At 70.0% G+C, this 20,954-nt stretch carries 19 protein-coding genes; 12 read left to right on the forward strand and 7 right to left on the reverse strand.

The window, feature by feature from the left end; translation table 11 throughout:
• The first annotated feature begins 159 nt into the window (after positions 1-159).
• Both OG276_RS27465 and OG276_RS27470 read left to right on the forward strand, forming a co-directional pair.
• The gene (locus tag OG276_RS27465) at positions 160-954 is read left to right on the forward strand and encodes a PspA/IM30 family protein (protein WP_266909370.1); all 795 of its coding nucleotides are present in this window, start codon (positions 160-162) and stop codon (positions 952-954) included.
• Between the two features lie 13 nt (positions 955-967).
• Entirely contained in the window at positions 968-1,246 is a 279-nt protein-coding gene (locus tag OG276_RS27470; protein WP_266909371.1) for a hypothetical protein, read from the forward strand.
• An 81-nt stretch (positions 1,247-1,327) separates the two neighbouring features.
• Here the strand turns inward: OG276_RS27470 and OG276_RS27475 are convergent, their stop codons facing one another.
• Entirely contained in the window at positions 1,328-2,095 is a 768-nt protein-coding gene (locus tag OG276_RS27475) for a hypothetical protein (protein ID WP_266909372.1), read from the reverse strand.
• A 70-nt stretch (positions 2,096-2,165) separates the two neighbouring features.
• On the opposite strand from OG276_RS27475, the gene OG276_RS27480 reads away from it, so the two are divergent.
• The 3 genes from OG276_RS27480 (at position 2,166) to OG276_RS27490 (ending at position 7,108) form a co-directional block, all read left to right on the forward strand.
• On the forward strand, positions 2,166-2,987 hold the full coding sequence (locus tag OG276_RS27480) for an adenosylcobinamide-GDP ribazoletransferase (protein ID WP_266909373.1): 822 nt from the start codon (positions 2,166-2,168) through the stop codon (positions 2,985-2,987).
• A 62-nt stretch (positions 2,988-3,049) separates the two neighbouring features.
• Positions 3,050-3,766 carry a response regulator transcription factor gene (locus OG276_RS27485; protein WP_266909374.1) on the forward strand — a complete coding sequence of 239 codons (717 nt, stop codon included), beginning with the start codon at positions 3,050-3,052 and terminating at the stop codon, positions 3,764-3,766.
• Between the two features lie 210 nt (positions 3,767-3,976).
• A complete protein-coding gene (locus OG276_RS27490; RefSeq protein WP_266909375.1) occupies positions 3,977-7,108 on the forward strand; it encodes an efflux RND transporter permease subunit in 3,132 nt (1,043 codons plus the stop codon).
• 80 nt (positions 7,109-7,188) lie between these two features.
• On the opposite strand, the gene nadA is transcribed toward OG276_RS27490, so the two are convergent.
• The gene (gene nadA / locus OG276_RS27495; RefSeq protein ID WP_266909376.1) at positions 7,189-8,391 is read right to left on the reverse strand and encodes a quinolinate synthase NadA; all 1,203 of its coding nucleotides are present in this window, start codon (positions 8,389-8,391) and stop codon (positions 7,189-7,191) included.
• A 318-nt stretch (positions 8,392-8,709) separates the two neighbouring features.
• On the opposite strand from nadA, the gene erpA reads away from it, so the two are divergent.
• On the forward strand, positions 8,710-9,066 hold the full coding sequence (gene erpA / locus OG276_RS27500) for an iron-sulfur cluster insertion protein ErpA (protein ID WP_243330017.1): 357 nt from the start codon (positions 8,710-8,712) through the stop codon (positions 9,064-9,066).
• A gap of 99 nt (positions 9,067-9,165) precedes the next feature.
• Here the strand turns inward: erpA and OG276_RS27505 are convergent, their stop codons facing one another.
• The 3 genes from OG276_RS27505 to OG276_RS27515 all read right to left on the reverse strand — a co-directional run bounded on the left by OG276_RS27505 (position 9,166) and on the right by OG276_RS27515 (position 12,072).
• Complete coding sequence (locus OG276_RS27505; RefSeq protein ID WP_266909377.1) at positions 9,166-10,668, reverse strand: hypothetical protein; 1,503 nt, start codon at positions 10,666-10,668, stop codon at positions 9,166-9,168.
• Positions 10,669-10,763: 95 nt separating this feature from the next.
• The gene (locus tag OG276_RS27510) at positions 10,764-11,747 is read right to left on the reverse strand and encodes an IS481 family transposase (RefSeq protein WP_266909378.1); all 984 of its coding nucleotides are present in this window, start codon (positions 11,745-11,747) and stop codon (positions 10,764-10,766) included.
• 106 nt (positions 11,748-11,853) lie between these two features.
• Entirely contained in the window at positions 11,854-12,072 is a 219-nt protein-coding gene (locus tag OG276_RS27515) for a hypothetical protein (protein WP_266909379.1), read from the reverse strand.
• 131 nt (positions 12,073-12,203) lie between these two features.
• On the opposite strand from OG276_RS27515, the gene OG276_RS27520 reads away from it, so the two are divergent.
• Complete coding sequence (locus tag OG276_RS27520; protein ID WP_266909380.1) at positions 12,204-13,181, forward strand: carbohydrate kinase family protein; 978 nt, start codon at positions 12,204-12,206, stop codon at positions 13,179-13,181.
• A gap of 182 nt (positions 13,182-13,363) precedes the next feature.
• On the opposite strand, the gene OG276_RS27525 is transcribed toward OG276_RS27520, so the two are convergent.
• Complete coding sequence (locus OG276_RS27525) at positions 13,364-14,746, reverse strand: cysteine desulfurase/sulfurtransferase TusA family protein (RefSeq protein ID WP_266909381.1); 1,383 nt, start codon at positions 14,744-14,746, stop codon at positions 13,364-13,366.
• Positions 14,747-15,040: 294 nt separating this feature from the next.
• Here OG276_RS27525 and coxB point away from each other — a divergent pair, with 294 nt between their 5' ends.
• The 4 genes from coxB (at position 15,041) to OG276_RS27545 (ending at position 19,523) form a co-directional block, all read left to right on the forward strand.
• Positions 15,041-16,015, forward strand: coding sequence for a cytochrome c oxidase subunit II (coxB, locus tag OG276_RS27530; RefSeq protein ID WP_266909382.1), 975 nt, complete (start codon positions 15,041-15,043; stop codon positions 16,013-16,015).
• Positions 16,012-17,742 (forward strand): cytochrome c oxidase subunit I, encoded by a 1,731-nt coding sequence (gene ctaD / locus OG276_RS27535; RefSeq protein WP_266909383.1) that lies wholly within the window; start codon positions 16,012-16,014, stop codon positions 17,740-17,742. The genes coxB and ctaD overlap by 4 nt, the downstream gene beginning before the upstream one ends.
• The gene (locus OG276_RS27540) at positions 17,739-18,137 is read left to right on the forward strand and encodes a cytochrome c oxidase subunit 4 (RefSeq protein WP_266909384.1); all 399 of its coding nucleotides are present in this window, start codon (positions 17,739-17,741) and stop codon (positions 18,135-18,137) included. Before ctaD ends, OG276_RS27540 begins: the two co-directional genes overlap by 4 nt.
• A gap of 138 nt (positions 18,138-18,275) precedes the next feature.
• Positions 18,276-19,523, forward strand: a complete 1,248-nt coding sequence (locus OG276_RS27545) for an Ig-like domain-containing protein (RefSeq protein WP_266909385.1) — start codon at positions 18,276-18,278, stop codon at positions 19,521-19,523.
• Positions 19,524-19,670: 147 nt separating this feature from the next.
• Here OG276_RS27545 and OG276_RS27550 read toward each other — a convergent pair whose 3' ends face one another.
• Positions 19,671-20,072: a hypothetical protein gene (locus OG276_RS27550; RefSeq protein WP_250742508.1), complete on the reverse strand. Its 402-nt coding sequence runs from the start codon at positions 20,070-20,072 to the stop codon at positions 19,671-19,673.
• Between the two features lie 224 nt (positions 20,073-20,296).
• Here OG276_RS27550 and OG276_RS27555 point away from each other — a divergent pair, with 224 nt between their 5' ends.
• On the forward strand, positions 20,297-20,917 hold the full coding sequence (locus OG276_RS27555; protein ID WP_008738823.1) for a heme-copper oxidase subunit III: 621 nt from the start codon (positions 20,297-20,299) through the stop codon (positions 20,915-20,917).
• Positions 20,918-20,954: the final 37 nt, after the last annotated feature.

A 20,954-nucleotide genomic window follows, 5' to 3' on the forward strand; every position in this document is an offset into this window, starting at 1 on the left:
GAGCACCTACTCCTTACGCCTGACACGGAGGACGAGCAGTCGTCCTGGAGGAGGAGCGCATCCCCGCTCGAACAGTGCGGTAATAGAGACAGGGCCCGTACTGTGGGTCTTGTTGGTGACCTGGAGCACAGTCCGTCTAGAAGGGGGCGCGCGAAGCCCATGAGCGGTGTCATGAAGCGTATGGGGATGATCTTCCGCGCGAAGGCGAACAAGGCCCTGGACCGGGCCGAGGACCCGCGCGAGACCCTCGACTACTCGTACCAGAAGCAGCTGGAGCTGCTTCAGAAGGTGCGCCGCGGCGTTGCCGACGTGGCGACCTCCCGCAAGCGGCTGGAGCTGCAGCTCAACCAGCTCCAGGGCCAGTCCAGCAAGCTGGAGGACCAGGGCCGCAAGGCGCTGGCGCTCGGCCGCGAGGACCTGGCCCGCGAGGCCCTGTCCCGTCGCGCCTCGCTGCAGCAGCAGGTCAGCGACCTGGAGGTGCAGCACCAGACCCTCCAGGGCGAGGAGGAGAAGCTGACCCTCGCCGCGCAGCGGCTGCAGGCCAAGGTGGACGCCTTCCGCACGAAGAAGGAGACCATCAAGGCCACGTACACGGCCGCCCAGGCGCAGACGCGGATCGCCGAGTCCTTCTCCGGCATCTCCGAGGAGATGAGCGACGTCGGCCTCGCCATCCAGCGCGCCGAGGACAAGACGGCGCAGCTCCAGGCCCGCGCCGGCGCGATCGACGAGCTGCTCGCCTCCGGCGCGCTCGACGACCGCAGCGGCCTCGGCTCCAAGGACGACATCCAGGCCGAGCTCGACCGTCTCTCCGGCGGGACCGACGTGGAGCTGGAGCTCCAGCGCATGAAGGCCGAGCTGGCGGGCGGCCCCTCCGCCCAGCAGTCGGCCATCGAGGGCGGCACCCCCGGCGCCGGCCAGCAGTCGCAGACCCAGCACCGGTTCGACAAGCAGTAGGACGGGGCCCGTCATGATTGTCCGCATCATGGGGGAAGGTCAGGTGGAGCTGGCGGACAGCCACTTCACCGAGCTCAACAAGCTGGACGACGAACTGCTCGCGGAGATGGAGAGCGGTGACGAGGCGGGCTTCCGGCGCACGCTGGGCGAGCTCCTCGAAGCCGTACGGCGCCTCGGCGAACCGCTGCCCGACGAGGCGCTGGAGCCCTCCGAGCTGATCCTGCCCGCCCCCGACGCCTCACTGGACGAGGTGCGGGAGATGCTCAGCGACGACGGGCTGATCCCGGGCTGAGACGTGAAGGAAGGGCCCACCCCCGTCGGGGTGGGCCCTTCCTCCGTTCCGGCCGCGTCCGTGCTGTCGCTGTCCGTGCCGTCAGTGCTTCTCGCTCTTGGAGACCTTCCGCTCCGGGTCCGGGGTCCCGCCGATGAAGTTCTCGAACCTGCGCCGCGGCGAGGCCCAGCGGCGGTCGTGGTGGAAGGCGCGCAGCCCCGCCTTGGCGCGGGCCTTCGGGCGGTTGACGTAGAACTTCTTCGCGTACGGGGAACCGGGCCGGGCGAGCCGGATCGCGCCGATCAGCGCGACGAAGGGGATGACCGTGCCGAAGAACGCGGTGCGCGGTTTGCCCTTCCACAGGGCGATCAGGGCCAGGAAGAAGTTGGTCGCCGTGTTCATGGCGACCAGCCCGCGGTTGTGCCGTTCGTCCTCGGTGAGGTCGTTGACCCCGAAGGGCAGGAAGCCGCCCAGCACCAGCGCCACGATCGCCGCCGTCAGGACCACGATCTCCACGCTCGTGCGCCCCTGCTCGCTCCAGTAGACGTCGTCCAGGTGCAGGATCAGCGCGAACTCGTCCAGCACCAGCCCCGCTCCCAGCCCGAAGATCACGGCTGACACGCCCGCCCCGAAGCTGTGCCGGGCGCTGCCGATGGCGCCGAAGCCGCCGATGATCACGAGGATCACACCGGGGACCACGTGGTGGATGTGCATGCCGCCCGGGGTGACGTTCTTGAAGGGCCCCCGGCCCGCCCGGATCATGCGGGTGATCATGCGGGTGACCAGGAAGGACAGGACGAAGGAGAGCAGTGCGAGGAGCAGCGGGAGCTTCCCCGGCTCCACGATGTTGCGATACCACCAGTGACCCATGCCACCACCTCCCGATTTGGGGCGTTATGGGTAACTTACCGGTCCCGTCGAGCGGGTAGCGTTCGCGCCGATGACAGATTCGTACGACGGCTCGCCCCTGACCCCGCCCACGGACCGGGCCTCCCTGCTCGACGGGGTCCGCTTCGCCTTCGGCACGCTCACCGTGCTGCCCGCGCGCATCACCCGCTGGGACCGCCCCGCCGCCCGCACCGGCATGGCCTGCGCCCCGCTCGCCGGGCTCGTCGTGGGGCTCCTCGCGGCCGTGCCCGGGGTGCTCCTGCTGCTGGGCGGCGGAGGTCCGCTGCTCGCGGCTGCCGTCACCGTGGCCGTACCGGCGGCCCTGACCCGCGCCCTGCACCTGGACGGCCTCGCCGACACGGTGGACGGACTGGGCAGCGCCAAGCCGGCCGACGCCGCGCTGCGCATCATGAAGCAGTCCGACATCGGCCCCTTCGGGGTGGTGGCACTCGTGTTCGTGCTGCTGGTCCAGGTCGCGGCGCTGGCCGACGCGTACGCCGACAGCTGGATCCGGGGGGCGCTGGCCGCCGTGGTCGCCGCCGTCACCGCCCGGCTCGCCATGACCCTGGCCTCCCGCGACGGGGTCCCCCCGGCCCGCCCCGAGGGGCTGGGCGCGGCGGTCGCCGGAGTCGTCCCGCTGGGCACCGCCACCCGGGTCGCCGCGCTCACGGTGGTGCTGTCCGGCGCGGCCGCACTGCCGCTGGGCCTGCCGGCGGTCGCGCAGCACGCGGTCGCGGTCCTGGCCGCCCTGCTGGCCGCGGAGGCCCTGCTCCGCCGCTGCGTGCGCCGCTTCGACGGGGTCACGGGTGACGTGTTCGGAGCCCTGGCCGAGGTCTCGGCGACGACGGCCCTGGTGGTACTGGCCCTGGGCTGAGGCCTCGCCACCGGCCGGGCCCGCCCCGGACCGCGCCGCGGGGGACGACGTAGGGTCAGGGCGTGGAAAAGACCCCGAACCAGGCCCCGACGCCCATCCGGGTGCTCCTCGCCGACGACCAGGCCCTGCTGCGCAGCGCGTTCAAGGTGCTCGTCGACTCCGAGGCCGACATGTACGTCGTCGGGGAGGCCTCCGACGGGGCGCAGGCCTTCGAGCTGGCGCGCACGGAGCGGCCCGACGTCGTGCTCATGGACATCCGGATGCCCGGCACCGACGGCCTCGCCGCCACCCGGCTGATCAGCGCCGACCCCGAACTGGCCGACGTGCGCGTGGTGATGCTGACGACCTTCGAGGTGGACGAGTACGTGGCGGCGGCCCTGCGGGCGGGCGCCTCCGGCTTCCTCGGCAAGGGCGCCGAGCCCGAGGAACTGCTCAACGCCATCCGCGTCGCGGCCGCCGGCGACGCACTGCTCTCCCCGGCCGCCACCAAGGGGCTCATCGCCACCTTCCTCGCGCAGGGCGGCGGCGACGGAACCACCCCCGCGGCCGGCGCCGCCCACGCGCAGCGCCTCGCCGCGCTGACCGGACGCGAGCGCGAGGTCCTCGTCCTCGTGGCGGCGGGCCTGTCCAACGACGAGATCGCCCGCCGGCTGGAAGTCAGCCCGCTCACCGTCAAGACCCACGTGAACCGGGCCATGTCCAAGCTCGGCGCCCGGGACAGGGCGCAATTGGTGGTCATCGCCTACGAATCGGGACTAGTCCGGCCCAGGGTCGAGTAGGCCGGCGCGGCTCGGAGCGGTTCTGCGCGGTTCGGGAGTAGTCCCGCCTACTGCGGACGCGGTATGCCCCGGATAAGGACGGGACCTGGGGGCGACGTCGGCGTGCCCGTGCGCGGGAGAGGCTGAGGGGCCCCGCGCGTGCCCGAAGGCACGGCCGTCCGTCATGCCTCGTCGACGTCACCGCGTCCCTGCAGAGAGATCCCCATACCCATGTTCCGGCTGTCCCGCTTCAGCCTCGCCCAGAGGGCGCTGATCGGCCTCGTGTCGCTCGTCGCGCTCCTCTTCGGCGCCATTGCCATCCCGCAGCTCAAGCAGCAGCTGCTGCCCTCCATCGACCTGCCGATGGTGACCGTGCTCGCGCCGTACCAGGGCGCCTCGCCCGACGTGGTGGAGAAGCAGGTCGTCGAACCGATCGAGGCCCTGCTCAAGGGCGTCGACGGCATCACCGGCATCACCTCCACCGCCAGCGAGGGCAACGCCCTCATCATGGCGACCTTCGACTACGGCGACGAGGGCACCAAGCAGCTCGTCGCCGATGTCCAGCAGGCCGTCAACCGGGCCCGCGTACGGCTGCCCGCCGAGGTCGACCCGCAGGTGATCGCCGGTTCCACCGACGACATCCCGACGGTGGTCCTCGCCGTGACCTCCGACAAGGACCAGCAGGCGCTTGCCGACCAGCTGACCAAGTCCGTCGTCCCCGCGCTGGAGGACATCGCGGGCGTCGGCCAGGTCACCGTCGACGGGGTCCGGGACCTCCAGGTCACCGTCACCCCCGACAACGCCAAGCTCGCCGCCGCCGGCCTCGACGGCGCGGCCCTGGCCCAGGGCCTCCAGGCGGGCGGCGCCACGATCCCCGCCGGCTCCTTCGACGAGGCGGGCAAGAACCGCACCGTGCGCGTCGGTTCGGGCTACACCTCGCTCGCCCAGCTGGAGGACCTGCGCCTCACCGCCGGACCGGGCAAGCCGGCCGTCCGCCTCGGCGACGTGGCGAGCGTGAAGCAGGAGCCGGCGAAGGCCGACTCCCTCACCCGCACCAACGGCAAGCCCAGCCTCGCCCTGGTCCTCACCATGGACAAGGACGGCAGCGCCGTCGCCATCTCGGACGCGGTCAAGGACAAGCTGCCCGAGCTCCGCACCACCCTCGGCTCCGGCGCCGACCTGGCCGTGGTCAGCGACCAGGGCCCGGCCGTCGCCAAGTCCATCTCGGGCCTGACCACCGAGGGCCTGCTCGGCCTGGTCTTCGCGGTCGTCGTGATCCTGGTCTTCCTCGGCTCGCTGCGCTCGACGCTGGTCACCGCGGTCTCCATCCCGCTGTCCGTCGTCCTCGCGCTGATCGTGCTGTGGACCCGCGACCTCTCCCTCAACATGCTGACGCTGGGCGCGCTCACCATCGCCATCGGCCGGGTCGTCGACGACTCGATCGTGGTCCTGGAGAACATCAAGCGCCACCTCGGCTACGGCGAGGAACGACAGAGCGCGATCATCACCGCGGTCAAGGAGGTGGCCGGCGCGGTCACCTCCTCCACGCTCACCACCGTCGCCGTCTTCCTGCCGATCGCCTTCGTCGGCGGCATGGTCGGCCAGTTCTTCGGCCCGTTCTCCATCACCGTCACCGCGGCCCTGCTGGCCTCGCTGCTCGTCTCCCTGACGGTCGTGCCGGTGCTCTCGTACTGGTTCCTGCGCGCGCCGAAGGGCGTCAGCGAGGGGGACGCCGCGAGCATCGAGAAGGCCCGCCGCGAGGCCGAGGAGAAGGAGTCCCGCAGCAAGCTCCAGCAGTTCTACGTACGGGCGCTGGGCCTGGTCACCCGCCGCCGGGTCGCCACCCTGGTGGTCGCCGTCGTGGTGTTCATCGCGACGCTGGGCATGACCCCGCTGCTCAAGACGAACTTCTTCGACCAGGGCGAGCAGGAAGTCCTGAGCATCAAGCAGCAGTTGCCGCCCGGCACCTCGCTGGCCGCCGCGGACGAGGCGAGCCGCAAGGTCGAGAAGGTTCTGGACGGGACCGACGGGGTCAAGGACTACCAGGTCACCGTCGGCTCCTCCGGCTTCATGGCCGCCTTCGGTGGCGGTACGGGCTCCAACCAGGCCTCCTACCAGGTCACCCTGGAGAACTCGGGCAAGACCGAGGCGGCCAAGAAGCACATCGAGACCGCCCTCAAGGGGCTGAGCGGCATCGGCGAGACCACCATCGCCGCCGGCGACGGCTTCGGCAGCCAGAACCTCAGCGTCGTCGTCAAGGCCGGTGACGGGGCCGTCCTGGCCCAGGCCGCCGAGCAGGTCCGCGCCGAGGTCGCGAAGATCGAGGACGTCACCGACGTCCAGAGCGACCTGTCCCAGTCCGTGCCCCGGATCTCGGTCACCGCCACCCCCAAGGCCGCGGAGTTCGGCCTGAACCAGGCCGCCCTCGGCGCCATCGTCGGCCAGGCCGTACGCGGCAACCCGGCGGGCAAGGCGGTACTGGACGACACCGAGCGGGACATCGTCATCAGGTCCGCGCAGCCGGCCACCACCCTGGCCGAGCTGCAGGCGCTGCCCGTCGGCCCCGTGAAGCTCGGCGACATCGCCGAGGTCAAGGAGGTCCCCGGCCCCGTCGCGATGACCCGGATCGACGGCGCCCGCGCCGCGACCATCAGCGCGAAGCCGGTCGGCGACAACACCGGCGCCGTCAGCTCCACCCTGCAGTCGAAGATCAAGGCCCTGGACCTGCCCGCGGGCGCCACGGCCACCATCGGCGGCGTCGGACAGGACCAGAGCGAGGCCTTCGGCCAGCTGGGCCTGGCCATGCTCGCGGCCATCGCGATCGTGTTCATGCTGCTGGTCGCGACCTTCCGCTCGCTGGTGCAGCCGCTGATCCTGCTGGTCTCCATCCCGTTCGCGGCGACCGGCGCGCTCGGCCTGCTCCTGGTCACCGGCACCCCGCTCGGCGTCCCGGCGCTGATCGGCATGCTGATGCTCATCGGCATCGTCGTGACCAACGCGATCGTCCTGATCGACCTGGTCAACCAGTACCGGGCCCAGGGCTACGGAGTGATCGAGGCGGTCGTCGAGGGCGGCCGCCACCGTCTGCGCCCGATCCTGATGACGGCACTGGCGACGATCTTCGCGCTGCTCCCGATGGCGCTGGGCGTCACCGGCGAGGGCGGCTTCATCTCGCAGCCGCTGGCGGTGGTCGTCATCGGCGGCCTGATCAGCTCCACCCTGCTGACCCTGCTCCTGGTGCCGACCCTCTACACGATGCTGGAGCTCCGCAAGGAGCGCCGCAGCGCGAAGAAGACGGCCCGCCTGACCGTGGTCCCGGCCCCGGCCGCCCCGGCGGAGGACGAGAGCCCCGTCAAGGTCTGACGGACGACGCAGGACCCGTACAGGCCGAAGGGCCGCCCCTCGCAGGAGGGGCGGCCCTTCGGGCGTTGCGGCAAGGTCCGCTACGGAAGCGCGAGCATCCGCTCCAGGGCGAGCTTGGCGAAGTCCGCGGTCTCCTTGTCGACCTGGATCCGGTTGACGAGGTTGCCCTCGGCCAGGGACTCCAGGGTCCACACCAGGTGGGGGAGGTCGATGCGGTTCATGGTCGAGCAGAAGCAGACCGTCTTGTCGAGGAAGACGACCTCCTTGTCCTCCGCGGCGAAACGGTTCGCCAGACGCTGGACCAGGTTCAGCTCGGTGCCGATGGCCCACTTGGAGCCGGCCGGGGCCGCCTCCAGCGCCTTGATGATGTACTCGGTGGAGCCGACGTAGTCCGCGGCCGCCACGACCTCGTGCTTGCACTCGGGGTGGACCAGCACGTTCACGCCGGGGATGCGGGCGCGCACGTCGTTGACCGAGTCGACCGAGAACCGGCCGTGCACCGAGCAGTGACCGCGCCACAGGATCATCTTGGCGTTCCGCAGCTGCTCGACGGTCAGGCCGCCGTTCGGCTTGTGCGGGTTGTACAGCACGCAGTCGTCGAGGGTCATGCCCATGTCGCGGACGGCGGTGTTGCGGCCCAGGTGCTGGTCCGGCAGGAAGAGCACCTTCTCGCCCTGCTCGAACGCCCACTCCAGGGCCTTCTTGGCGTTGGACGACGTACAGATCGTGCCGCCGTGCTTGCCGGTGAAGGCCTTGATGTCGGCCGAGGAGTTCATGTACGAGACGGGGACCGTGGCTCCGGCGATGCCGGCCTCGGTCAGCACGTCCCAGCACTCGGCGACCTGCTCGGCGGTGGCCATGTCGGCCATCGAGCAGCCCGCGGCCAGGTCCGGCAGGACCACCTTCTGGTCGTCCGAGGTGAGGATGTCCGCGGACTCGGCCATGAAGTGGACGCCGCAGAAGACGATGTACTCGGCCTCCGGCCTGGCGGCCGCGTCCTTGGCGAGCTTGAAGGAGTCACCGGTGACGTCGGCGAACTCGATGACCTCGTCACGCTGGTAGTGGTGGCCGAGGATGAAGACCTTGTCCCCGAGCTTCTCCTTGGCGGCACGGGCGCGCGCCACGAGGTCCGGGTCCGACGGCGAGGGCAGGTCGCCGGGGCACTCCACCCCGCGCTCGCTCTTGGGGTCGGCCTCACGGCCGAGCAGCAGCAAGGCAAGGGGCGTCGGCTGGACGTCCAAAGGCTGGTTGTCCAAAGGCTGGGCGGTGGTCACGACACGCACCCTTTCTGTTCTGCGACAAGGGACTTCTGAAGCCACTCTGAAGCCTTCGCTTCGACTTCTCGTCTATTTGACGTTATCTATCATAACTGCTTCACGTCACTTTGACGATGCCGATAGTGTCGATGTGACGAATTCGCCCGCCCGCCGCGGGCGCCTCGCGGGGACCCACCACCGCGCGGCGGTGTGCGAGCATGGAATTTCTGAAACACGCGTCGGGTCCCGGAATGAATCCGCGGTCCCGCTCGTTGCCACCGACGGCAAGAGTCCGACGTTTCCCCGCCTTGGGTGGGGAGCCGCCCACTTCGGGAGTGAATGCAGATGTCCGTACAGGACGAAAAGACCACCGTGAGCGACGGCATCCTCCTGTCCGACGCCGCCGCCGAAAAGGTCAGGACCCTGCTGGAGCAGGAAGGCCGCGATGACCTGGCGCTGCGCGTCGCCGTCCAGCCCGGCGGCTGCTCCGGCCTGCGCTACCAGCTCTTCTTCGACGAGCGCTCCCTCGACGGCGACGTCGTGAAGGACTTCGACGGTGTGAAGGTCGTCACGGACCGGATGAGCTCTCCGTACCTGCACGGCGCGTCGATCGACTTCGTCGACACCATCGAGAAGCAGGGCTTCACGATCGACAACCCGAACGCCACGGGCTCCTGCGCCTGCGGCGACTCGTTCAACTAAGCCCCGCAGGGCCTCACGGCCCGGCTGAGCTCGCAGAGCAGACGAGAGGGGCCCGCCCGCGGACATCCGCGGACGGGCCCCTCGCGCGCGTCCCGGCGGCTACTGGCGGGGGACGGCCTTGCCCGTGGTCGCGTCGACCACCTTGCGGTCGCCCAGCGGCTGCTGGAGCGTGCCCGTCACCGTCATCTCCTGCGCCAGCATGATGCAGGACTGCCCCGGCTTGTTCGGGGTGTCCGTGATCCTCACCATCACCGACCCGGGCTGCTCGCGGACCTCCAGGGCGTACGCGCTGCACACCCCGCCCCAGAAGTTCACGGTCAGCGTCCGGTCCGCCGCGGAGTACGAGAAACCGGGCACGGTCTGCCCCTTCGCGGGCGGGTCGACCGGGGCGGGCGGGTCGAGCGGGGGAGCCTCCTGGGTCAGGGACGCAGGCTGGGCCACCGTGTGGCCCGGACCGCCGCTCTTGCCCTCCACCGCGAACAGCCAGGCCGGCACCAGGCCGCGGCCCGCTTGGACCGTGCCCGGGACCAGCCCGAGCTCGGCGCCGCGCACCGACTCCGTCCGCGTCGGCTTCATCGGCCGGGGCTCCGGGTTGCAGGGCAGCGTGTCCGTGGCGCCGTCCGGGGTGTCCGGGGTCAGCGGGACGCTCGTGGCGCAGCCGCTCGGGCCGGGGTCCGTGGCGCCGGAGCCCCGGGACTTGTCGTTGAGCCGGGCCAGCGCGTCCACGGCGCCGATCACCGGCTGCTCGCCGGCCCGCTCCGGAACCTTCAGCTCGCCACTGCCCGACACCACCCGGGAGTCCACCCCGACACCGATCCGGGTGGACCACCCCTGCGTGCGCAGGCCCCCGATCACCGGGTCGGCCGTCACCAGGCGTACGGAGCCCTGGGCGACCCGGGCGTCGAGCGCGGCCGCGCCCTGGCCCACGGCCGCCAGCACGGGCGCGGCGGCGGCCTTGGCGGCCTCCTCGGAGACGGGCGTCCCGGCGGTGCCGCCGTGCTCCTGGCCCAGGTCCTGGGGGAGGGTGGCCGGTCCGCAGGTGTCCTTGCCGCGCACGCAGTCGTCCCCGGTGCCGCCGACCTGGAAGCGGGAGAAGTTCCAGGTCCCCGGAGCCTTCAGGTTCACCGTGAGCCGGGGCCCGGAGCCGTCCGCGGTCTCCCCGGCCTGCCAGGTCTCCCCGACGAGCCGGGGCGCACCGGAGATCCCCAGCGCCGTCGCGAGCCGCGCCACCTCGGCGGAGGTCACCTCACCGCTCGCGGCGAAGGCCGGCGCCGTGGCCGGGCCGTCCGGGAGGGGGACATCGGCGGTGTACGTGACCCCGCCGCCGGCGGGGTCGGGCTCGCCTGGGGCGATGCCGGGCCCGGGTGGAGTGGGCGCCGAGCGGGGCGCGGAGGCCGCGCTGACATCCGTACGCCCCTCCCCGTGGGCGGTCGACGCCCAGATGGCGGTGCCGCCGCCGGTGAGCAGGACGGCGGCCGCGATCGAACCGACGACCCAGACCTGCCGCCGTCGTGTGGCACGTGACGCACCGGGTGCCTCAAGCACCTCGGGCGTCTTGGGTGCACCGGGTGCTTCCAGTCCATCGGGTTGTTCGCTGGTCACCGCATCGCTCCTTTGCCCGTCCCGCATGGGGTGATGCGGGTGTGACGGAACAGACGCGGATCCGGTTCCGCCGGGGCCGGTCAGGGCCGGACGGCCTAGTTGTATTGACCCGCAGGGTTGTTGACTCGGGTGATGGGTGGGTGTCCGCCCAGTGCGGTGTGGCTGCGGTGGTGGTTGTAGGTGTGGAGGAAGTCTGCCAGGGCCGCTGTCCGTTCCTGGTTGGAGGTGTAGGGCCGTAGGTAGGCCCATTCGTCCAGGAGGGTGCGGTTGAAGCGTTCGACTTTCCCGTTGGTTTGTGGCCGGTAGGGCCTGGTCTTCTTGTGGGCGATGCCGGCCGCGGCCAGGGCCTGGGTGAACAGCTTCGACTTGTAGCAGGAGCCGTTGTCGGTCAGGACGCGTTCGACGGTGATGCCGTGGCGGGTGAAGAAGACGTTCGCCCGTTGCCAGAACCCGGCGGCGGTTTCCTTGCGTTCGTCGGTGAGGACTTCGCTGTAGGCCAGACGGGAGTGGTCGTCGACCGCGGAATGGACGTAGGAGTAGCCGATCACTGGCGTGGAGCTTCTGCGCTCGGTGGTGCTGCTCTGGCGGTTTCGGTCGCCTGCCGTCCGGCCGACCGTGCGCCAGCCGCCACCGTCCGGGATGTTCCCGAGTTTCTTGATGTCGACGTGGATGAGTTCGCCCGGGTGCTCGCGTTCGTAGCGGCGGATCGGCTGCCCGGTGGGCCGGTCCAGCCAGGCCAGGCGGCCCAAACCGTGGCGGGTCAGGATCCGGTGCACGGTCGAGGCGGGCAGCCCCAGGATCGGGCCGATCCGGGCAGGGCCGAGCTTTCGGGTTCTGCGCAGGTCACAGACCCGGGCTTCGACCGCTGCGGTCGTGCGGTGCGGTGTTGTGCGCGGCCGGCTGGATCGGTCGTGCAGGCCCGCTTCGCCCTCGGTCCGCCATCGGCGGACCCACTTGTGGGCGGTGGCCCGCGAGATACCCATCTCGGCCGCGACGTGCGCGACGGGGCGGCCCGAGCGGACTCGTTCGACCAGCAGGCGCCTACCGAAGACGGTCAGCCGGGCATTACGGTGGGACACGAAGACCTCCGTCGTGCAATGGGTTCCTAGACAGCTCCCACCACACCGGAGGTCTTCGCCATGTTCAAGACCTCGGCAGTGTCAACAACGCTCGTGATCAATACACCTAGTAGCCGTAGACCGCCGTGGAGGCGATGAGGCGGGCCGAGTCCGCCGGGACGCGGATCCCGCTGATCTGGGAGGGCGCGACCCTATCCGGCCGCGGATCCGCGGGAACCGGCCAGTGCGGGGCCATCCGGGCGCAGTCGCCCAGCAGCTGCTCGAACTCGGTGCCCGCCGTGATCCCGGCGGGCCGGACGGGCCCGAAGCCATCGGTGTAGGTCATGGGGCACGGTAGGCACGTCACCTCGGGTGAAGAAAGAGCTACTACGGGGTAGTTTCTGCCGGTCGGCCTCGGCCCGCCGACCGGGTAGTTTTGAATGTCCCCTTGCCTTCCCTCGCAGGAGCGTCCACGCCGTGCGTATCGCAGTCACCGGCTCCATCGCCACTGACCACCTCATGACCTTCCCCGGCCGCTTCGCCGACCAGTTGGTCGCGGACCAGCTGCACACGGTCTCCCTCTCCTTCCTCGTCGACAACCTCGACGTACGGCGCGGCGGCGTCGGCCCGAACATCTGCTTCGGCATGGGGCAGCTCGGTGCCCGGCCGATCCTCGTCGGCGCGGCCGGCTCCGACTTCGACGAGTACCGCGCCTGGCTCGACCGGCACGGCGTCGACACCCAGTCCGTGCGGATCTCCGAGGTCCTGCACACCGCGCGCTTCGTCTGCACGACGGACGCCGACCACAACCAGATCGGCTCCTTCTACACGGGCGCGATGAGCGAGGCCCGCCTGATCGAGCTGAAGTCGGTCGCGGACCGGGTCGGCGGCCTGGACCTCGTCCTGATCGGCGCGGACGACCCCGAGGCGATGCTGCGCCACACGGAGGAGTGCCGCACGCGGGCGATCCCCTTCGCCGCGGACTTCTCGCAGCAGATCGCCCGGATGGACGGCGACAACATCCGCACCCTGATGGAGGGCGCGACGTACCTCTTCTCGAACGAGTACGAGAAGGGCCTCATCGAGGCGAAGTCCGGCTGGACCGACGCGGAGATCCTGGCGAAGGTCGGCACCCGGGTCACCACGCTCGGCTCGAACGGCGTCCGCATCGACCGGGTCGGCCACGACCCGATCGTGGTCGGCTGCCCGGAGGAGACCGCGAAGGTCGACCCGACGGGTGTCGGCGACGCGTTCCGCGCGGGCTTCCTTACGGGGCTCGGCTGGGGCGTCGGCCTGGAGCGGGCCGCGCAGGTCGGCTGCATGCTGGCCACGCTCGTCATCGAGACCCTCGGCACCCAGGAGTACACCCTGGGCCGGGCCCACTTCATGGAGCGCTTCACGAAGGCCTACGGCGACGAGGCGGCGACGGAAGTCCAGTCCCACCTCCCGGCGTAGCCCCTCGCGGCCCGGTGGACGGGTGCGGGTGGTCCGGCCCTGCGGGGCGAAGTCCCCTACCCACCCTTCCACCGTTCCCCGGGGCTCCGCCCCGGACCCCGCGCCTCAAACGCCGGCGGGGCTGGACATATCCAGCCCCGCCGGCGTTCCGCCCCGCAGGGCAGCCCCCGACGCGACCCGGGTCAGACCGCCCGGCGGACCGTGTACGCCGTACCGAGGGGACGCGGGGCTTCGCCCACGTAGATCTGCCCCCGCATCGCGCACCACGCCGGAATGTCCAGTCGCGCGACCTCGTCGTCCGACAGGACGGTCACCGTGCCACCCACCGGAACCCGCCCGATGGCGCGCGCCAGCTCGATCACCGGCTGCGGACACCGCAGGCCGAGGGTGTCCAGCTCCAGGGATTGCGCATCCGGATCGGCGGCCATCACCGGTTCCACCACGCCGAGTTGCTCGCGGACCCCCGCCACCAGCCCCGGCAGGACCTCCAGGAAGCCGTTGACCTCCGCCGCGGTCGTACCGGCCGGCAGGGACACCCGTACGTTCCCCTCCGACAGCACCCCCATCGCCCGCAGGACATGGGACGGCGTCAGCGTCGAGCTGGTGCACGAGGAGCCGGAGGAGACGGAGTACCCGGCCCGGTCCAGCCCGTGGAGCAGGGTCTCCCCGTCGACGTACAGGCAGGAGAAGGTGACCAGGTGCGGGAGCCGGAGGTCGGGATGGCCGACCACCTCCACGTCCGGCACCAGGCGGGCGACCCGCCGCCGCAGCCGGTCCACCAGGATCCGCAGGCGGGCCGCCTCCGCGTCCGCCTCCGCGCGCACCGCCCGCAGGGAGGCCGCCGCCGCGACGGCCGCGGGGAGGTTGACGAAGCCGGGGGAGCGCCCCGACTCCCTTTCGTCGGACGGGCCTTGGGGGGCGAAGCGCACTCCCTTGCGGACCACCAGCAGGCCGACCCCGGCCGGGCCGCCCCATTTGTGGGCGCTCGCGCACAGCACGGACCAGTTCCCGGGGACCGGCCCCCAGCCCAGCGACTGCGCGGCGTCCACCAGCAACGGGACCCCGGCGGCGGCGCACACCTCGGCGACCTCGGCCACGGGCTGGACGGTGCCGACCTCGTGGTTGGCCGACTGGAGGCAGGCCAGCGCGGTGGAGGGGCCCACGAGTTCCCCGTAGGAAGAGGCCGCGACCCGGCCGAACCGGTCCACCGGGACCTCCTCGACCCGCCCGCCGCCCGCTGCGTGGACCTCCGCCGCGTGCAGTACGGAGCTGTGTTCCACCGCTGATACGACCAGATGCCCGCCGACGCGCCGACGCCCCGCCAGGACCCCGGCCATGCCCGAGTGAACCGAGTGCGTCCCCGAAGGAGTGAACACGAGCTCGTCGGGACGGCAGCCCACCGCCTCCGCCGCGGCCTCCCGCGCCGCGTCCAGCAGCAGCCGGGCCCGGCGCCCTTCGCGGTACAGCCGGGCCGGGTCGGCCCAGCCTTCGTCAAGGGAGGCCTGGAGAGCCTGCCGGGCCACGGGGTGCAGCGGGGCGGCGGACGCGGTGTCGAAGTACGGCATCCGGCCACGCTAACGGGCCGCCACGCCGGCGCCGCGCCCGACCGAGGTCAGGGGCCGTCAGATGCCTTCGGGACCCCGCCATTCGGGGCCCGTTGGGCCGTCCCCCGTACGGCGGATCCATCCCTTCGGGGTCAGTAACGGCGCGTTGGGCACCCTCCCCGCGCGACCCCAAATAGCGTCCAGTAGGGTTTGGTCCGCATAAACATCCAAACCCCTGCCTGCGTCAGGGCCGGCGACCGACCCGAATGCGGCCGCGGCCGGCCGCGCGGGCCGAGACTCTCGGGAAGGCGCTACGTGAGTCCCTACGGCTCCGACCGCTCGCCGCGGCGCCCGATGCGGCGGAAGCTGCTGCAGGCGCTGACTGCGGGCGTGGTCCTGGCGACCGCCACTGGTTGCTCGTATACATGGAAAGACTTCCCCCGCCTCGGATTGCCCACCCCGGTCACTGAAGAGGCGCCTCGCATCCTCTCCCTGTGGCAGGGGTCCTGGGCGGCCGCTCTGATCACCGGCATCCTCGTGTGGGGCCTGATCATGTGGAGCGTCATCTTCCACCGGCGCAGCCGGACCAAGGTCGAGGTTCCCCCGCAGACCCGGTACAACATGCCCATCGAGGCGCTGTACACCGTGGTCCCTCTCATCATCGTCTCGGTGCTCTTCTACTTCACCGCGCGTGACGAGTCGAAGCTGCTCTCCCTCTCCGCCAAGCCGGCGCACACGATCAACGTGATCGGCTACCAGTGGAGCTGGGGCTTCAACTACGTCGAGGACGTCGACGGCGATGCGGCGACTCCGAAGGCGGGCGAGGTTCCCAAGGAACTCGCCGCCATCCCGGACCGCTACACCAAGGACTTCCCGGCGGGCGCCGAAGGCGTCTACACCAAGGGCGTCCCGAGCGACCGGAACGCGGAGACCGGCAACCCGGGCCCGACGCTCTGGCTGCCGAAGGGTGAGAAGGTCCGCTTCATCCTGTCGTCGAACGACGTCATCCACTCCTTCTGGGTGGTCCCCTTCCTGTTCAAGCAGGACGTCATTCCGGGGCACACCAACGTCTTCGAGGTCACCCCGACCGAAGAGGGCGTCTTCATGGGCAAGTGCGCCGAGCTCTGCGGTGTCGACCACTCCCGAATGCTCTTCAACGTCAAGGTCGTCTCCCCGGAGGCGTACAAGGCGCACCTGAAGGAGCTCGCGGAGAAGGGTCAGACCGGCTTCCTCCCGGCCGGCATCCAGCAGACCGACCCGGCCCGCAATGCTGAGGTGAACAAACTGTGAGCATCCTCAACCAGCCTCAGGGTGCCGAGGCCGACTCGTACGAGAACGAGTTGCCGGTACGGAGCAAGCAGCCGGGCAATGTCGTCGTGAAGTGGTTGACCACTACCGACCACAAGACCATCGGCACGATGTACCTGCTCACGTCGTTCGTGTTCTTCCTCATCGGCGGTCTCCTGGCGCTCTTCATGCGCGCCGAGCTGGCCCGTCCGGGTACGCAGATCATGTCGAACGAGCAGTTCAACCAGGCGTTCACCATGCATGGCACGATCATGCTGCTGATGTTCGCCACCCCGCTGTTCGCGGGCTTCGCGAACTGGATCATGCCGCTGCAGATCGGCGCGCCCGACGTGGCGTTCCCGCGGCTGAACATGTTCGCGTACTGGCTGTACCTCTTCGGTTCGACCATCGCGGTGGCCGGCTTCATCACCCCCTCGGGTGCCGCCGACTTCGGCTGGTTCGCCTACTCCCCGCTGTCGGACGCCGTCCGCTCGCCGGGCATCGGCGCCGACATGTGGATCATGGGTCTGGCCTTCTCCGGCTTCGGCACGATCCTCGGTTCGGTCAACTTCATCACCACGATCATCTGCATGCGCGCCCCCGGCATGACGATGTTCCGCATGCCGATCTTCACCTGGAACGTGCTGCTGACCGGTGTTCTGGTCTTGCTCGCCTTCCCGGTGCTGGCCGCCGCGCTCTTCGCGCTGGAGGCCGACCGGAAGTTCGGATCGCACATCTTCGACGCGGCCAATGGCGGCGCGCTCCTATGGCAACACCTCTTCTGGTTCTTCGGACACCCAGAGGTGTACATCATCGCGCTACCGTTCTTCGGAATCGTTTCCGAGGTCATTCCGGTCTTCTCGCGCAAGCCGATGTTCGGTTACATCGGCCTGATCGCCGCGACGATCTCGATCGCCGGCCTTTCGGTGACGGTGTGGGCGCACCACATGTACGTCACCGGCGGTGTGCTGCTGCCGTTCTTCTCCTTCATGACGTTCCTCATCGCGGTTCCGACCGGTGTGAAGTTCTTCAACTGGATCGGCACCATGTGGAAGGGCTCGCTGTCCTTCGAGACCCCGATGCTCTGGACGATCGGCTTCCTGGTCACCTTCACCTTCGGTGGCCTGACCGGCGTCATCCTGGCCTCGCCCCCGATGGACTTCCACGTCTCCGACTCGTACTTCGTCGTCGCGCACTTCCACTACGTCGTCTTCGGCACCGTGGTGTTCGCGATGTTCGCCGGCTTCCACTTCTGGTGGCCGAAGTTCACGGGCAAGATGCTGGACGAGCGCCTCGGCAAGATCACCTTCTGGACGCTGTTCATCGGCTTCCACGGCACCTTCCTGGTGCAGCACTGGCTGGGCGCCGAGGGCATGCCGCGTCGTTACGCGGACTACCTCGCGGCGGACGGCTTCACGCTGCTGAACACGATCTCGACGATCAGCTCGTTCCTGCTGGGCCTGTCGATGCTCCCCTTCATGTACAACGTCTGGAAGACGGCGAAGTACGGCAAGAAGGTCGAGGTCGACGACCCGTGGGGCTACGGCCGTTCGCTCGAATGGGCGACGTCTTGCCCGCCCCCGCGGCACAACTTCCTCACCCTGCCGAGGATCCGGTCCGAATCCCCGGCATTCGATCTGCACCACCCCGAGATCGCGGCCCTCGACCACCTTGAGGACCACGCCGTGGCCGCCAAGGCCGTCGCGGGTGGCAAGGAGGCCGGCAAGTGAAGATCCAGGGCAGGATGTTCCTGTGGCTCGCCGCCTTCATCCTGATCATGACCGTCGTGTACGGCGTGTGGTCCAAGGAGCCGGTCGGCACCACCGCGCTCGCACTGGCCTTCGGCCTGAGCGCCATGATCGGCTACTACCTGGCCTTCACGGCCGCGCGCGTGGACGAGATGGCCCAGGACAACCTGGAGGCCGACGTCGCCGACGAGGCGGGCGAGCTGGGGTTCTTCTCCCCGCACAGCTGGCAGCCGCTCTCGCTGGCCATCGGTGGCGCCTTCGCCTTCATGGGCGTCGTCTTCGGCTGGTGGCTGATGTACTTCTCGGCGCCGCTGATCCTGATCGGTCTGTGGGGCTGGGTGTACGAGTACTACCGCGGCGAGAACCAGAACCAGTAGCCGCACCCGTGCCGCCGCTCCTTTCGGCGGCCACAGCGTGAGACCAGGGGCCCGGACACCTCCAATGGAGGAGTCCGGGCCCCTCGTTTGCAGTCACCCCGCGCGCCGTAATTGTCATATCTTCATAGCGTTGGCTTCATGAACCAGTCACCGCGTCTTTGGACGGTTATCGGCTGCTCCCTGCTGGTCGCGTCCCTCGGGGCCGGCGCCACCGCATGCGGGTCGGGCGACGACAACCCGCTGTCCGCCCGCCCCTACGACGCGGGCGACCAAGTCGCCCTCAACCAGTCGTCCGGCAGTCGCCCGGTCGACCCGGACCGGCCCCTGGAAGTCACCGCCAAGAGCGGCGAAGGCCGGATCACCGACGTGAGCGCCGTGGACACCCACGGCCGCCGCCTGGCGGGCGAGTTGTCCGCCTCGGGAGACCGCTGGCACAGCACCGTCCCGATGGCCGCCGGCGTCCGCTACACCGTCCTCGTGAGCACCGAGGACGAACGGGGCGCCCCCGGGCAGCGCACGCTCACCTTCGACACCACCCCGGCGCAGAAGGTCCTCAAGGTCGAATTCGGCCCGGACGAGGGCAAGTACGGCGTCGGACAGCCCCTGACGGCCGAACTCAACGAACCCGTCAAGGACAAGGCCGCCCGCGCCGTCATCGAGCGGGGCCTGGTGGTCGACGCCCCGGCGGAGGCCGTGGGCGCCTGGCACTGGGTGGACGACAAGAAGCTCCACTACCGGCCCAAGGAGTACTGGCCCGCCAACACCACGGTCTCCGTACGGAGCAACCTGGAGGGCATCAAGATCTCCGACGACCTGCACGGCGCCGCCTCCAAGCCGCTGAAGCTGGAGATCGGCGACCGCGTCGAGGTCACCACGGACGCCTCCTCGCACTGGCTCACCTTCAAGCGCAACGGAGAAGTGATCAATTCCATCCCGGTGACCACCGGAAAGCCGGGCTTCTCCACCCGAAACGGCGTCAAGGTGGTCCTCGGCAAGCAGTACTACGTCCAGATGCGCGGCGACACCGTGGGCATCGGGGGCAGCGAGTACTACAACCTGCCCGTCTACTACGCGACCCGTGTCACCTGGAGCGGTGAATACGTCCACGCCGCGCCGTGGTCCGTCGGCTCCCAGGGCTACGAGAACGTCAGCCACGGCTGCACCGGCATGAGCACCGGCAACGCCGCCTGGTTCTACGAGAACATCACCGAAGGCGACATCGTCCGGGTCATCAACAGCATCGGCGACGACATGGACACCTTCGGCAACGGCTTCGGCGACTGGAACATGGACTGGAAGGACTGGCGCGAGGGCAGCGCCCTGCTCAAGGGCACCCAGGAGGGCCGCAGCCCGGTCGACCAGGCGCGCCTGCGCCCGCAGGTGTAACCACCGGGCCAGGAGCGCCAAGAGCGCCGGGAGGGGCCGGGAAAGGGGCACGGGTGCCCGTACGGACCGTACGGGCACCCGTGCCCCGGTATGCGCCGGTAAGGCGCTGTGCGGGGCGCACAGGCCCCGCAGGCCCCACGGCCCCCGTTACGCCGCCGGGGAGAGCCGCGCGCGCAGCAGACCCGCCAGGGCCTGCGCGAAGTCCACCGGATCAACCGGAAGAGTGACGGCGGCGTCCGCGCGGCTCCAGGTGGCCAGCCAGGCGTCCTGCGGACGGCCCATCAGGAGCAGTACGGGCGGGCACTGGAAGATCTCGTCCTTGATCTGCCGGCACACGCCCATGCCCCCCGCCGGAACCGCCTCGCCGTCCAGGACGCACACGTCGATGCCGCCCGCGTCCAGTTCCTTCAGGACGGCCGGCAGCGTGGCGCACTCCAGGAACTCCACCGGCGGCAGGTCGGCGGCAGGCCTGCGCCCGGCCGCCAGCCGCACCTGCTCCCGGGTGCCCGCGTCGTCGCTGTAGACCAGAACCCGCGCAGTCGCCCGCATTTCGTTCCTCCACGTGTCCCGTGAATCACGTTGATGTTGCGCGGGATGCTACTCCGTCCGACCCGGTGTCAACATCGGTTCGCACAGCCTCGCCCGAGGGACGGCCGGCGGGCGTCCGAAGGGCGATCTGATGGGCGATCTGATGGGCCGTTCGGGCCTTGCACACGCCCCTGACACTCCGAACGGCACCCCCCGGGGTGAGGGCGGGATAAGGGACCGACATAATGTCGGTCGTGGCGACAGCAACGACAGTAGATACCGGGCACGCGCACCCGACGGTCAACAGGCCGAACCTCGTCAGCGTGGGAACCATCATCTGGTTGAGTTCCGAGCTGATGTTCTTCGCGGCCCTCTTCGCGATGTACTTCACCCTGCGATCCGTGACAGGCGCCGAGTACTGGACAGAACAGGCTTCGGCCTTGAATCTGCCCTTCTCGGCGACGAACACGACGATCCTGGTGCTTTCCTCGCTCACCTGCCAGCTCGGCGTATTCGCCGCCGAGCGCGGGGACGTGAAGAAGCTCAGGACGTGGTTCATCATCACGTTCGTCATGGGTGCGATCTTCATTGGCGGCCAGGTGTTCGAGTACACCGAGCTGGTCAAGCACGAGGGCATGAGCCTCTCGTCCGGTCCGTACGGCTCGGTCTTCTACCTGACCACCGGCTTCCACGGTCTGCACGTGACGGGCGGTCTCATCGCCTTCCTGCTGGTCCTCGGCCGGACGTACGCGGCCAAGAGGTTCACCCACGAACAGGCCACGTCGGCCATCGTCGTGTCCTACTACTGGCACTTCGTCGATGTCGTCTGGATCGGCCTCTTCGCAACGATCTACCTGATCAAGTAGCGAACACGTCGCCGGGCCGAGCCCGGCACTCCATCCA

Origin of the sequence: Streptomyces sp. NBC_00086 (assembly GCF_026343255.1) — a bacterium.
GTDB lineage: Bacteria > Actinomycetota > Actinomycetes > Streptomycetales > Streptomycetaceae > Streptomyces.

What these genes read in the sequence shown, in the direction of transcription:
- OG276_RS27550 (WP_250742508.1), bottom strand. Translation starts at nt 20,072, where the DNA reads ATGCGGGCGACTGCGCGGGTTCTGGTCTACAGCGACGACGCGGGCACC.
- OG276_RS27480 (WP_266909373.1), top strand. Translation starts at nt 2,166, where the DNA reads ATGACAGATTCGTACGACGGCTCGCCCCTGACCCCGCCCACGGACCGG.
- OG276_RS27465 (WP_266909370.1), top strand. Translation starts at nt 160, where the DNA reads ATGAGCGGTGTCATGAAGCGTATGGGGATGATCTTCCGCGCGAAGGCG.
- OG276_RS27555 (WP_008738823.1), top strand. Translation starts at nt 20,297, where the DNA reads ATGTCGGTCGTGGCGACAGCAACGACAGTAGATACCGGGCACGCGCAC.
- OG276_RS27515 (WP_266909379.1), bottom strand. Translation starts at nt 12,072, where the DNA reads ATGACCTACACCGATGGCTTCGGGCCCGTCCGGCCCGCCGGGATCACG.
- OG276_RS27475 (WP_266909372.1), bottom strand. Translation starts at nt 2,095, where the DNA reads ATGGGTCACTGGTGGTATCGCAACATCGTGGAGCCGGGGAAGCTCCCG.
- OG276_RS27545 (WP_266909385.1), top strand. Translation starts at nt 18,276, where the DNA reads ATGAACCAGTCACCGCGTCTTTGGACGGTTATCGGCTGCTCCCTGCTG.
- OG276_RS27490 (WP_266909375.1), top strand. Translation starts at nt 3,977, where the DNA reads ATGTTCCGGCTGTCCCGCTTCAGCCTCGCCCAGAGGGCGCTGATCGGC.
- OG276_RS27470 (WP_266909371.1), top strand. Translation starts at nt 968, where the DNA reads ATGATTGTCCGCATCATGGGGGAAGGTCAGGTGGAGCTGGCGGACAGC.
- erpA (WP_243330017.1), top strand. Translation starts at nt 8,710, where the DNA reads ATGTCCGTACAGGACGAAAAGACCACCGTGAGCGACGGCATCCTCCTG.
- OG276_RS27525 (WP_266909381.1), bottom strand. Translation starts at nt 14,746, where the DNA reads ATGCCGTACTTCGACACCGCGTCCGCCGCCCCGCTGCACCCCGTGGCC.